Below are 13903 nucleotides of genomic sequence, written 5' to 3'. Positions count from 1 at the left end.
TTGGTGGAGAGTGCAGTTATTGTTGATGCTGTCCGAACAGGGATTGGAAAACTTGGTGGCAGTTTAAAAAATATAGAAGTAGATCATTTAGCTTCAAAAGTCATCGACGAGATTATTGTGCGGACAGGGATTGAAAAGAGTATTGTTGACGAAGTTATTTTAGGGCAAGGAAAACAAAGTACAGATACTCCCAATTTAGCAAGATTAGCACTTCTTAGAGCAAATCTGCCTGTTGAAGTGCCAGCATATACGATTCATCGACAATGTGGTTCTGGATTGCAAGCGATTAATAATGCTGTACAACAAATCCAATGTGGACTATCGGATGTGGTGATTGCTGGAGGAGCAGAAAGTATGAGCACAGCTCCGTACTATTTACGTCATGCAAGATTTGGTTATGGAGCGGGAAATGGAGAAATATTGGATCCGAATACAGAGAGCCAACCGCGGTCACAGCCAATTGAGCAGTATGGCTCATTTACGATGGGGATGACAGCAGAAAACTTAGCTGAAAAATACCATATTTCTCGTGAAGAACAAGATGAATTTGCATTAAGAAGTCAGACATTAGCATTTCAAGCGATAGAAAGCGGCAGATTTAATGATGAGATTGTTGCTTATGAAGTGCGCAATCGAAAAGAGACGTTTCTTTTTGATACAGATGAACATCCTAGAAAAACAACATTAGAAAAGCTTTCGACTCTTAAGCCAGTTTTTAAGAAGAATGGAACGGTTACTGCGGGAAATAGTAGTGGTCGAAATGATGGGGCTTCAGCAGTATTATTAACCTCAGAAGAAGCTGCAAAGAAATATGATTTAAAACCGAAAGCTAAGGTGATTGCCCAAGCAGCAGCAGGAGTCTCTCCGGAAATCATGGGCATTGGGCCTGTTCCAGCCACAAGAAAAGCATTGCAGATGGCTGGTCTTACATTAGACGATATCGGGCTTATTGAATTAAATGAAGCTTTCTCTGCTCAATCGTTAGCTGTATTGAAGGAATGGAATACAGACATAGACAAAATCAATGTGAACGGTGGAGCGATTGCCTTAGGACACCCAATCGGGGCATCTGGTGCGATTCTTTTGACAAAGCTGCTTCATGAGATGGAGCGACGTGGTGAAAAATATGGTTTAGTGACCTTATGTATTGCCGGTGGACTAGGGATAGCAACTATTGTTGAAAACTTACAAGTTTAATAGGGCGGTGTGAAGAATGAATATTTTTGTGGTAATGAAGCGCACTTTTGATACGGAAGAAAAAATAGATATAAGGAATGGACAAATTATTGATGATGCCGTTGAGCATATCATTAATCCCTATGATGAATATGCAATTGAAGAAGCTCTTCAGCTACGTGATGAACACGGAGGAGAGGTTATAGTCGTTACTATTGGAGAAGAAGAGGCTGAAAAAGAGCTACGCACTGCTCTTGCTATGGGTGTAGATAAAGCTGTTCTTATTGATAGTGAGGATATTGAGGACGGTGATCAGTTTACCACAGCAACGATCTTAGCTGCCTATTTAAAAGATAAGGGGGCTGACATTATTTTAGCAGGAAATGTTGCTGTTGATGGTGGAACTGGACAGGTTGGCCCACGACTTGCTGAAGAGCTTGGAATTTCAGCTGTAACAACTATCACAAAACTTATCGTTGATGGTGATAAAGCAACGGTCGAAAGGGATGTAGAGGGAGATGTTGAAATTGTAGAGGTATCCCTACCATTATTAGTTACTTGTCAACAAGGATTAAATGAGCCTCGTTATCCTTCATTGCCAGGAATTATGAAAGCAAAGAAGAAGCCCCTTGAAAAATTAGATCTTGATGATCTAGATGTAGACGAAAATGGCATTGAAGGAAAAACGAATAAGGTTGAAATCTTTTTACCACCAGTCAAGAAATCTGGAAAGGTTTTAGAAGGGGAAATGGGAGAACAAGTTCAAGAATTGATTTCTTTACTCAAAACAGAAGCAAAAGTCATTTAGATAGGAGGCTATGAGTTTGACGAAAAAAGTAATCGTTTTAGGTGAAATACGACAAGGTGAATTAAGGAATGTTTCCTTTGAAGCCATTGCGGCAGCAAAGAAAATGGCTGATGGTGGAGAAGTAGTTGGTTTGCTATTAGGCGATAACGTTACGAACTTCGCTAATGAGATGATTTGCTATGGTGCTGACCGAGCGGTAACAGTAGAACACCCGAATTTGCAAGCCTATACTCCTGATGCTTATTCCCAGGCAGTGATTCGAGTAATAGAAATAGAGAAGCCTGAAGGTCTAATTTTCGGACATACTGCGCTAGGGAAGGATTTATCACCCCGAATTGCTGCAAAGGTAAAGTCTGGACTTATTTCAGATGCTGTAGATTTAGAGAATAATAGTGGAGAGATTATTTTTACCAGACCTATTTATGCGGGAAAGGCATTTGAAAAAAGAACGATTCGAGGAGGTCTAATATTTGCTACTATTCGCCCCAATAATATAGCTCCTTTGGATAAAAAAGAATCACGGACAGGTGAAATTACGTCGATTGATGTTGATATTAAAGATTTACGCACAGTCATTAAAGAAGTCGTTCGTAAAACAACAGGTGGAATTGATTTGTCGGAAGCGAAAATTATTGTTTCAGGTGGCCGTGGAGTGAAAAGTAAAGAAGGTTTTGAGTTATTAGAGGAATTGGCCAATTTACTTGGTGGCGCTGTTGGGGCATCCCGAGGTGCATGTGATGCGGAGTATTGTGATTATTCTTTACAAATCGGTCAAACAGGAAAAGTTGTTACTCCTGACTTATACATAGCATGTGGCATATCAGGTGCAATTCAACATATCGCTGGTATGTCCAACTCAAAAGTCATTGTAGCCATCAATAAGGACCCAGAAGCCAACATTTTCAGTATTGCTGACTATGGAATTGTAGGCGACTTATTTGAGGTAGTTCCTCTTTTAATAGAAGAATTTAAGAGTGTAGCAGTTAGCTAAACGAATAAAAATGAATCCCTTTATTTTTGAATAAAGGGATTCGCCATATTTAGACGATCTTAAAGGGGTATGACAATGAATCTATTACAAGTAATGAACATGATTCTATTCCTATTAGTCACAGGTTATGCCATTTACTTATTTGCAACACTTGTAAAAACTAGGATTGAGTATATAAAGCTTGGAAAAAAGGCTGAATTTAATAAGACAGTTCGAGAACGATTCGATGCACTAATGGTTAATGTGTTTGGCCAAAAAAAACTCTTAAAGGATAAAAAAAGTGGTATCATTCATGTGATGTTTTTCTATGGATTTCTGCTTGTCCAATTTGGAGCCATTGATCTTATATGGAAAGGGCTTGCAATTGGTTCCCATCTTCCACTTGGTTTCGTTTACCCAAATTTCACATTTTTTCAAGAAATTATTATTCTTATGATACTTATTGCGGTAGTGTGGGGATTTTATCGCCGCTATATAGAGAAATTAGTTCGTTTAAAGAGAGGGTTTTTAGCAGGTCTTGTCTATCTCTTCATTGGTGGGCTCATGGTTTCAACATTATTGGCAAATGGCATGGGAATTATTTGGCAGGGCACCGAACCAACATGGGCTGAACCAGTAGCATCAGGGATTTCTATCGTCTTTGGCTGGTTACCGGCATCGGTGGCAGGCAGCTTGTTTTTTCTATTTTGGTGGGCGCATTTGTTGTTCCTCCTTGCATTTCTTATTTATATTCCACAAGGAAAGCATGCTCATTTAATTGCAGGAGTAGTCAATATTTATCTTGGACGTACCCACAAGATTGGACAGTTATCTACGATTGATTTTGAGGATGAATCACAAGAATCATTTGGTGTTGGAAAAATTGAGGACTTTAACCAAAAACAACTGGTAGATCTTTATGCGTGTGTGGAATGTGGGAGATGTACCAATATGTGTCCAGCTACTGGTACAGGGAAGATGTTGTCACCGAAAGATTTAATTCTAAAATTGCGCGATCACTTAACAGAAAAAGGAGCTGTTATAACCTCACGGCAACCATGGATGCCTGCATTTGCTTTTAATAGCACAAAAGGAAATCAACTGGCTATGCAAGGGTTAGGACAAAAAGAGGCAGCGGCAGCGATTAACTATGATGTTGGTCTAATCGGTGATGTCATTACAGAAGAAGAAATTTGGGCATGTACGACCTGTCGTAATTGCGAGGACCAATGCCCTGTCATGAATGAGCATGTTGACAAAATTATTGATCTTCGGCGCTATCTTGTTTTAACAGAAGGAAAAATGAATGGAGATGCCCAACGAGCGATCACAAATATCGAACGTCAAGGAAACCCATGGGGACTTAGTCGCAAAGAGCGCGAAAATTGGCGAGATGGACGCGATGATATTCATGTATCAACTGTAAAGGAAATGGAAAAGACTGGGCAAGAATTTGAGTACCTTTTCTTTGTAGGATCCATGGGCTCCTATGATAGCCGCAGTCAAAAAATTGCTCAATCCTTTGCGAAAGTCTTGAATTTGGCTGGGGTAACATTTGCGATCCTTGGCAACAAGGAGAAAAACTCAGGTGATACTCCTCGGCGAATTGGAAATGAGTTTCTATTTCAAGAGTTAGTAAACTCAAATATTGAAACCTTTAAAAAGCATGACATCAAGAAAATTGTCACGATTGACCCACATGCCTATAATACATTAAAAAATGAATATCCAGAATTTGGTCTGGATGCTGAAGTTTATCATCATACAGAAGTGTTAGCAAAATTGATAAGAGAAGGAAAAATCACTCCTACTAATGAAATAAATGAAATCATCACCTTTCATGATTCCTGCTATCTAGGGCGATACAACGAAATATATGACGCTCCTCGCGAAGTGTTAAAATCAATCCCTGGTGTCAATCTTGTTGAACCAAAGCGAAAAAGGGAAACAGGAATGTGCTGTGGCGCAGGGGGAGGACTTATGTGGATGGAAGAGGATACTGGAACACGCATTAATATTGCAAGAACCGAGCAGCTTCTAGAAAGTAGCCCTTCCATCATTAGTAGTGGCTGCCCATATTGTTTAACCATGCTCAGTGATGGGACAAAAGCTAAAGAAGTAGACGAATCAGTAAGCACTTTGGATATCGTGGAGATTTTGGAGAGAGCTATAATCCAATCATAGATCACTATTTGATCATAACTAATAGAGCTTTCTAAAATAAGTATTTTCAACAAGAGGTTGGTAAATGAGCATTTACCACCTTTTCTTTTTTGAGATAATATATGTTATAGTGGTAATATTATAAAAATTTGAAATGATATATATTTTATAGTAATATAGGAGAATTTTCCTAAAGTCTTAGGAGGTTGAAATTCGAGTGAAGCAAAATATGATTATGACTTCAGGCTATCCTGAAATGACTAAAAAAATTCAAAAAGTGGCTAATGAGCTTGGATTTCAGGTTACGGTTGTCGAAGGAATTTTAAAGGAAGCAGCATACGAAGTGAAAAATCTAGTTGAAAAAGGGAATTATGAAGTTGTGATTAGTAGAGCGGGAACCGCTCAAGCAATTAGAGAATTAATCGATTTACCTGTAGTTAATAGTGATTCTACTCATTTTGATTTGGTCCAAGCGTTTATCAGAGCAAAGAAAATAAGTAATAAAATATGCTTTATTACTTATCCAGAGGATGGATTTCTATTTGACTTTGATGAAGTATTCGAAACGATTGGATTTGAAGTGCAAATTTTACCATATAAAACACAGGATGAACTGGTTGCTCAAATTGAAAACGCAAAAATGCTAGGGATGGAAGTAGTGGTTGGCGGTGGCATAAGAGCTGCAGAAATTGTTAAGGCATATGGGATGAAGAGTATGTACATCACCATTAGTGAGCGAGCAATAAAACGAGTTTTAATCCTAGCAAGTAAAGTGGCGGAGGATCGAATCAAAATAAAAGAAAAAGCGGAAAAATTAAATTCGGTTATCCATACATCCGAGGAAGGAATTTTACTCCTTAATCAAGATGGGCAGATCGAGACAATTAACCCGGCAGCAGAGAGAATTTTTGGAGAGATAGTGGAGAGCATCTCTCAGAAGGGGCTCAAGGAAAATTTGAGTACAAAGCTTCTTAATCTATTAAAAAAGGAAGACTTATACACAGGTGGTAGTGGTAGTTTTACTTTCCAAGAGCTAATTGTTACTTATGAACCAGTAATAGTAGAGAAGGAAAGAGTCGGTACAGTTATTACATGTCGAGAGTTTAGTAAAATACAAAAACTTGAGAATAAGATCCGTCGTGAATTACATGCGAAAGGTCTGTTAGCACGATATAAATTTGATGATATCATCCATACAAGTGAAAAAATGAAGAATATTATTCAAGTAGCTGAAGAGTATTCGGGAACAGATTCAACCGTACTTATCATTGGAGAAAGCGGAACAGGGAAGGAATTAATTGCTCAGGGAATTCATAATGCAAGTAAGAGAAAGGCTGGACCATTTGTTGCGGTAAATTGTGCAGCTTTACCAGAGGCATTAATAGAGAGTGAATTATTTGGATATGCCGAAGGTGCATTTACAGGTGCAAACAAAGGTGGGCGGCAAGGATATTTTGAATTAGCACATGAAGGTACAATATTCCTTGATGAAATTGGTGAAATACCTACACATATTCAAACACGCCTACTCCGAGTGCTTCAGGAAAAAGAAGTAATGAGGGTTGGAGGAGACAGGGTGACCCCCGTAAATATTCGAATCATTGCTGCGACGAATCAGAAGCTCTGGGAATTAGTAAAAGAGGGGAAATTCCGATCCGACTTATACTTTCGTCTAAGTGTCCTTCATTTAAGAGTACCACCTTTGAGAAAGAGGAAGGAAGACATCCCTATACTTGTTGATCACTTATTACAGCAGATCAATTCTAAAAAATCATTCTCTATATTCTCTAAAGAGCTTCAAAATTTCTTTTTATCTTATGGTTGGCCAGGAAATATTCGGCAATTGGAAAACTTAGTAGAAAGATTACATTTGAGGGTTAAAAATGAAAAAGATGAAAAAGAATTTATAAAGGAATGTTTAAATGAGACAGAAGAAAATGTTGAGCTACTAAATGAAGACAATTCTATAAAGCTTTCATATGGAACGATGGAGGAAATAGAGAAACAGGTGATAGAGCATATGCTTGAGAGGCATGAGAATAATAGAACCTTGGTTGCAGAAATGCTAGGCATAAGTAGAACAACTCTTTGGAAAAAGTTAAATAGCTAATGTTTAAAAAATTGACAATAATATTTTGATTGATTAATTTTTGAACACTGAATTAAGGAAGGTGTAGGTTCGTTTTTAGGTAGAAAAAAGTTTTAAACTATGATCTAAATCAAACTTCTTTTAAAGTTCCTATTTTCTCGAAATTAAATAATAAATAGGTGTAACAGAAAAACAAAAATTAGAAGTTACGGCAAATGTTCTCGTAAGTTGGCATGATTTTTGCATAAATAAAAATATATAATTCTGAATTTTTGTGGTTATGGGAAATTTCTGTATTACGAGAAGAACTATTAAATAATGGCTGACAACATGAAACTAGGGGGGTAAATGGAATTTATCAAAATAATAAGAACCGACAGGTGAGAATTTGATAATTTAATAGATTTATAGAGTTTCAAATGAAAATATCAAATGGGAGATGTGCAATATGCCAAAAGCATTAGAGGGAGTACGAGTACTTGGGGCAACAAGAATGCTAGCTGGTCCATATGTAGAAATGCTTCTAGCAGATATGGGAGCAGAGGTCTTACATATTGAACTACCTGGACAAGGTGATGATTCGAGGTATTTTGCTCCGCTAATTAATGGTGAAGGCTCTTGTTTTATTGCATCGAATAGGAATAAAAAGAGCATTACCTTAGATCTGCGAACTGAAGAAGGTCAAGAGATCTTTCGTGAATTAGCCCAAAATTCAGATATTGTAGTAGAAAATAACCGTCCCGGAACGATGGACAAATGGAATATTGGCTATGAAAGTTTAAAAGAAATCAATCCAGGTATTATTATGACTTCGGTTTCAGGATTTGGTCAAACAGGCCCCTATCGGAATAGAGCTGGTTTAGATATAATCGCTCAAGCAATGGGTGGTTTAATGTTTATGACAGGTCAGGAAGATGGCCCCCCAACTCGAGTTGGAAATGCAATGGGTGATTTCTTAGTAGGATTATATGCTGTTTATGGAACGTTAACAGCTTTATATTATCGCGAAAAGACTGGGCAGGGACAACATGTCGATGCCGCTCTCCTAGATAGTGTAATTGCGGTTCTCGAAAATGTGATTCCAAATTATGTAGCGTTAGGGAAAGTGACATCAAGAATAGGAAGCCGTATCCCAGGCATTGCTCCATACAATATTTATAAGGCCAAGGATGGATATGTTGTCATTGGAGTATCATCAAATACGTTGTGGGAGCGGTTTACTAATGTGATAGGAAGAACCGAGCTACAAGAGGACCCACGATTTGCGACTCCATCTTTAAGGGTGAAAAATGTAGAAGAGCTTGATGTAATTACTCAAAATTGGGTTAGCCAAAAGACAGTGGAAGAAACAGTTTCAATTCTAAATGAAGCTGGAGTCATCTGTGGACCAGTATATTCTGTTGATCAAATGATTCAAGATCCGCATGTAATAGCAAGGGAAATGGCCGCCGATTTAGAACATCCAATTGCTGGAAAGTTAAAGGTATCCGGGGTTACTCCTAAATTATCGTTAACACCAGGAATTATTGAGACAGCTCCACCGACTCTGGGACAGCATAATGAAGAAGTTTATAAAGGATTATTGGGCATTTCTGAAGATAGATTGAAAACGCTTACTGAAAGAGGGGTAATTTAATGAGATTTGAATTTACAGAAGAACAATTGATGATGCAACAAATGGTTCGGAATTTTGCGGAAGAAGTTGTAAAACCACGTGCTTCCGATATTGATGTTACCGATGAGTTTCCTATGGATATTTTTAAGCAAGCAGGAAAATTAGGACTTCTCGCTATTAATTTTCCTGAGCGATATGGTGGAAGTGGAGCAGATACAACTTCGGCTGTTTTGGCAAGTATTGAAATTGCAAAGGCATCAGCGGCTGTGGCTAATATTTGTTCCTCGATCCGTCACCATTTGTTCTGTTTGTACCATTATGGAACAGAGGAACAGAAGGAGAAGTATATGCCAGCCATGGCAAAAGGAGAACTGATTGGGTCCTTTTCGCTATCAGAACCTGGTTCAGGTTCTGATGCTTCTAGTATTAAGACTTCAGCAAAAATAGATGGAGATGAATATGTCATCAATGGAAATAAAATATGGATCACAATGGGGAATGTTGCTGATTTTTCAATCGTTTTTGCTGTAACAGATCCAACTAAAAGATCGAAGGGAATTACAGCATTTATTGTGGATAAAGACACTCCTGGTTTTAGTGTTGGAAAAAGAGAACAAAAACTAGGACAAAAAGGAAATCCCGTATGTGAATTGATTTTTGAAAATGTTCGTATTCCAAAAAGCAATATGCTAGGGAAAGAAGGCGAAGGAATTAAAATTGCCCTACACTCACTGGATAGCGGGAGAATCGAAGTAGCTGCACTAGCTGTCGGACTAATGCAAGCAGCTCTTGAAGACAGTGTAAATTATGCGGAGAAGAGAACTCAATTTGGTCAGAAGATAAGTAATTTCCAGCTTATACAAGCAATGATATCTGAAATGGCGACGGATTTGGATGCAGCAAGCCTTCTTACATATCGTGCTGCATACTTAAAGGATAGAGGCGGAAAGTTTACAAAAGAAGCATCGATGGCCAAGTGGTTTGCCACTGAAGCAGTAATGAAACATACAACAAATGCTATCCAAATCCACGGCGGTTATGGTTATTGTAAGGACTACAATGTTGAGCGTTATTTCCGAGATGCAAAATTAACGCAAATATTCGAAGGCACTAATCAAATTCAACAAATTGTTATTGCACGGGAGGTGTTAAAACAGTGGTCGAAATGAAATTATCAGGACGAGTAGCATTGGTAACAGGAGCTGGCAAAAATATAGGAAAAGCAGTTGCTTGGAGACTTGCAAGAGAAGGAGCAAAATTAGTTATTGCAGATGTGAATATGAAGGATGCAGAGGATGTTGCAAGGGGAATTAGAGAAGCTGGGTTAGAAGCAATTCCTCAATATGTTAATGTGGCACTAAAAGAAGAAGTAGAAGAAATGGTGAATAAGAGTATTGAAGCTTTTGGAAAGATAGATATTCTGGTTAATGTGGCTGGAATTCTTGGACCATCTGCTCCTTTTAGAGAAATTACAGAAGAAGATTGGGATAGAGTTGTAGATATTAATTTGAAAGGAACCTTCCTATGCTGTCAATCCGTGATAGATGGAATGATTAGTAATGGATTCGGAAGAATTGTAAATATTTCTTCGGTTTCAGCCAAAGAGGGCAATCCTTTGCTAGCACCTTACGTTTCTTCAAAAGCTGGCGTCATTGCCTTAACAAAATCACTGGGAAAGGAAATTGCAAAAACTGGTGTAACCGTAAACTGTATCACACCAACTATGATTGAAGGAGAAATGGTTAATAACATGACTGAAGAGTATTTTAAATCTCTACTTGCAAAAATACCAATGGGGCGCATAGGAAAACCAGAAGAGGTTGCAGGATTGGTCAATTATTTAGTTTCTGAGGAAGCTGCATTTACAACAGGTCAGTGTTATGACCTAAGTGGTGGTCGATCAGTTTACTAAAAGACTTTAGTGACTTATATTTAAATACTTCAAGGAGTGGTAGATATATGAAAGCAGTAGTAAAGACACGACCAGAACCAGGCTTTGTTGAGGTAATGGATGTTCCTATTCCACAAATTAAGCCAGATGAAGTCCTGGTTAAAATACATGCATCAGGTGTTTGTGGTACAGATATTTTATTAGCAGATTGGCGATACACAGGAAGAAGACCTGTTAACCCCCCTATCATTCTTGGACATGAAGGTTCTGGTGAAATTGTAGAAGTAGGAGCAAATGTCAAACACCTCAAAGTTGGAGATCGTGTAGGTATGGAGGCTCTGATTGGATGTGGACATTGTCACTTTTGTAAAAAAGGATATATGAATCTTTGTCCCAATTGGAATCATCTAGGGATTGACTTTGATGGTACATTTGCTGAATATATTGCATTTCCTGCTGTAGGAATTCATGTGTTGCCAAATAGTATTACTTACGATGAAGCAGCGTTTTTAGAGCCTATTTCAATAGTGGCGCATGCACTAGAAAATAATCCTATAACAGTAGGAGATACAGTTGCCATTGTTGGCCCTGGTCCATTAGGATTATTTTCCATCCAGGCTGCAAGAGCTGCAGGTGCAGCAAGAATAATTGTTGTGGGTACATCATCTGATCAAAAGCGCCTCGAAATTGCTAAAGAACTAGGAGCCGATTATTGTTTAAGCAACGGAGATACAGATGCCTTCCAAACAGTTAAAGAATTGACCAACGGGATCGGGGCGGATGTAATATTAGAGGCAGGTGGAACAGGTCGATCCATCGAACAGGCGATTGCGATGGCAAGTGGATTAGGACAGGTGTTTCTAATGGGATTTGGAACAGAGTCTACTATTAATCCGCTTACTCAAATTGTCCGCCAAGATTTAACTGTAAAAGGTGTTGTTGGGAGTCGTCCAATACATTATGAAACAGTTAATAGGTGGCTAGAGAATAAGACCATCCGTTTAGATCATATGGTTACTCATACCTTTGGCTTTGATGAGGCCCACAAAGCCTTCGAACTATTGAAATGCAAGGAAGCGGGAAAGGTTCTTTTCAAGACAGATCTTTAAGAAGTTAAATAATAACATAAGTTGATAGGATTAATTAACCTATCAACTTTCTAGTCTCATATTTTGTGTTATCTCATTAGTATTTTTAAAAATATATAACCCGAAAATATCCATTAAATATTCTTTATGAAACGAAAAAAGCATTTAAGGTTGGGAGTGTAAGCAATGCTACCGGGAACTGTCCTAAATCTATCACGTAAAAAATTGTATTATGATCAAGGTTACTGGACTAGTGATACAGTTTTCGACTACTTTCAAAGAACTGTAGATAAGCATTCCAATCGTATTGCTGTAGTAGATAATAATGATAAATTTTCTTATAAGGAATTATACGAACAAGTAATAAAAGCATCATTCATTCTAAAAAAGTTAAAGGTAAGTAGTGGAGATTTTGTTTCGGTTCAGCTGCCAAATTGGGCTGAAAATATCATTTTATATTTAGCGTGCGCAAGAATAGGTGCAATATATAACCCCATTCCTATATCGGCTAGAGATGAAGATGTAAAATACATCTTAAATCTATGCGAATCAAAGCTGTTTGTAGTTCCTGAGCTGTTTCGGAATTTTAATTATGTTGAAATGGTACATAGGATAAAGCATGAAGTTAATGTGAAACAATTTCTTATTGTTGATAAAGATAGACACAAGAAAAACAATAATTATAATCATTCATTTGCATTGTTTCATATCCTAATTGAATCCAATATCTTCGATGAAAACGTTACGCTTGAACATATAAGTGCTGATAGTCCTCTTATAGTACTTTTTACATCGGGCACAGAGTCGAAACCAAAAGGGGTCATTCATTCACATAATACCGTACTGTTTGGGGAGCGATCTATGTGTCAAGTTCTATCTATTTCACAAAAGGATGCTGTATTTCTTCCATCCCCAATGTCTCATGCTTCTGGTTTCCTGCATGGAGTTAATATGCCACTGTTGGTAGGAGCGAAGATTGTCTTAATGGATCAATTTAATTCTAGCAAGGCGTTAAAACTACTTTCATCAGAAAAATGCACTTTTTCTATTGGGGCTACTCCTTTTCTTTATGATTTATTGAACGAGTTTCCCCTAGGTGACCCAAAGAATAATCTAATCCATCTCCGATTTTTTATATGTGGGGGAGCACCTATTCCTAGGCATCTTGTTAATCAAGCACACCAATTTGGATTTAAGGTTTTAGCAAGCTATGGATCTACCGAAAGCCCACCCCATACAATTAGTAGATTACAGGACAACTTGGAAATACTTGCTTCAACGGATGGTAAGCCACTACCTGGTATTGAAGTTAAAATCGTTGATGAGGATCGTAAAACGCTTCCAATTGGAGCCATTGGAGAAGAATCTTCAAGAGGGCCAAACGTCTTTCTAGGTTATTTTAAGCAACTTGAATGGACAAAAAAATATTTAGATGAAGAAGGCTGGTATTATAGTGGAGATTTATGCCAACTAAAACCCAACAACTATTTACAGGTTGTAGGTCGTAGAAAAGACATTATCATTAGGGGGGGCCAAAATATAAGCCCTTCAGAAATAGAGGGAATATTACATAAACACCCAAAAGTATATAATATATCAATTGCTCCTATACCAGATCCACGATTGGGAGAGAAATGCTGTGCATTTGTTGTTCCTAGAAAGGGTCAAGACTTTTCGTTCGATGAAATGATCCACTATTTAAACAGAGAAGGCATTGCAAAATATAAATATCCTGAGAAACTAATTCTGTTAGATAGCTTGCCCACAACTTCCTCTGGAAAGGTGCAAAAATTCAAGTTGCGTGAAATGCTCCAAGAACTTGAAGAGATAAAAAATGAACAAACAAACTAGCTTAGGTTCAAATTTTGAACGTACATATTTCTATGATCAGGGATTAGCAGGAATTTACCAAGTATTTATATAGTTTAAAGCATTTTTTGTACAGTTGGCATATTTCTTGCAAAGTATATCAATGATAAAAACCTTGAAACTATGAAAATAGAGTTCAAAAGTCCTGCGGTAATATGTCAAGCCCAAAAATCTAAGGAATTGGAAATTTTAAACCCACCAGCATCTAAAAAAGGCAATACTAAAGAAACCCAG

10 protein-coding genes are annotated in these 13903 nt (G+C 37.8%); all 10 read left to right on the top strand.

Features of this window, described 5'->3' with window-relative positions; translation table 11 throughout:
• Positions 1–3 precede the first annotated feature (3 nt).
• The 10 genes from J2S07_RS06465 to J2S07_RS06420 all read left to right on the top strand — a co-directional run bounded on the left by J2S07_RS06465 (position 4) and on the right by J2S07_RS06420 (position 13651).
• Positions 4–1197 carry a thiolase family protein gene (locus tag J2S07_RS06465; RefSeq protein WP_307149597.1) on the top strand — a complete coding sequence of 398 codons (1194 nt, stop codon included), beginning with the start codon at positions 4–6 and terminating at the stop codon, positions 1195–1197.
• 16 nt (positions 1198–1213) lie between these two features.
• A complete protein-coding gene (locus J2S07_RS06460; RefSeq protein WP_307149596.1) occupies positions 1214–1984 on the top strand; it encodes an electron transfer flavoprotein subunit beta/FixA family protein in 771 nt (256 codons plus the stop codon).
• A gap of 16 nt (positions 1985–2000) precedes the next feature.
• Positions 2001–2975, top strand: coding sequence for an electron transfer flavoprotein subunit alpha/FixB family protein (locus J2S07_RS06455; protein ID WP_307149595.1), 975 nt, complete (start codon positions 2001–2003; stop codon positions 2973–2975).
• 75 nt (positions 2976–3050) lie between these two features.
• Positions 3051–5138, top strand: a complete 2088-nt coding sequence (locus J2S07_RS06450) for a (Fe-S)-binding protein (RefSeq protein ID WP_307149594.1) — start codon at positions 3051–3053, stop codon at positions 5136–5138.
• Between the two features lie 196 nt (positions 5139–5334).
• On the top strand, positions 5335–7227 hold the full coding sequence (locus J2S07_RS06445) for a sigma 54-interacting transcriptional regulator (protein WP_307149593.1): 1893 nt from the start codon (positions 5335–5337) through the stop codon (positions 7225–7227).
• A 427-nt stretch (positions 7228–7654) separates the two neighbouring features.
• Positions 7655–8842: a CaiB/BaiF CoA transferase family protein gene (locus J2S07_RS06440; RefSeq protein WP_307149592.1), complete on the top strand. Its 1188-nt coding sequence runs from the start codon at positions 7655–7657 to the stop codon at positions 8840–8842.
• Positions 8842–9990: an acyl-CoA dehydrogenase family protein gene (locus tag J2S07_RS06435; RefSeq protein ID WP_307149591.1), complete on the top strand. Its 1149-nt coding sequence runs from the start codon at positions 8842–8844 to the stop codon at positions 9988–9990. Before J2S07_RS06440 ends, J2S07_RS06435 begins: the two co-directional genes overlap by 1 nt.
• Positions 9987–10733 (top strand): SDR family oxidoreductase, encoded by a 747-nt coding sequence (locus J2S07_RS06430; protein ID WP_307149817.1) that lies wholly within the window; start codon positions 9987–9989, stop codon positions 10731–10733. Before J2S07_RS06435 ends, J2S07_RS06430 begins: the two co-directional genes overlap by 4 nt.
• 47 nt (positions 10734–10780) lie before the next feature.
• Entirely contained in the window at positions 10781–11821 is a 1041-nt protein-coding gene (locus tag J2S07_RS06425; RefSeq protein ID WP_307149590.1) for a zinc-dependent alcohol dehydrogenase, read from the top strand.
• Between the two features lie 165 nt (positions 11822–11986).
• A complete protein-coding gene (locus J2S07_RS06420; protein ID WP_307149589.1) occupies positions 11987–13651 on the top strand; it encodes an AMP-binding protein in 1665 nt (554 codons plus the stop codon).
• Positions 13652–13903 lie beyond the last annotated feature (252 nt).

The organism is Anoxybacillus andreesenii (assembly GCF_030813005.1).
Taxonomy (GTDB): Bacteria; Bacillota; Bacilli; order Bacillales; family Cytobacillaceae; genus Robertmurraya; species Robertmurraya andreesenii.
The sequence above is the reverse complement of the archived record's forward strand: the minus strand, read 5'-3'. Positions and strand labels throughout refer to the sequence as shown.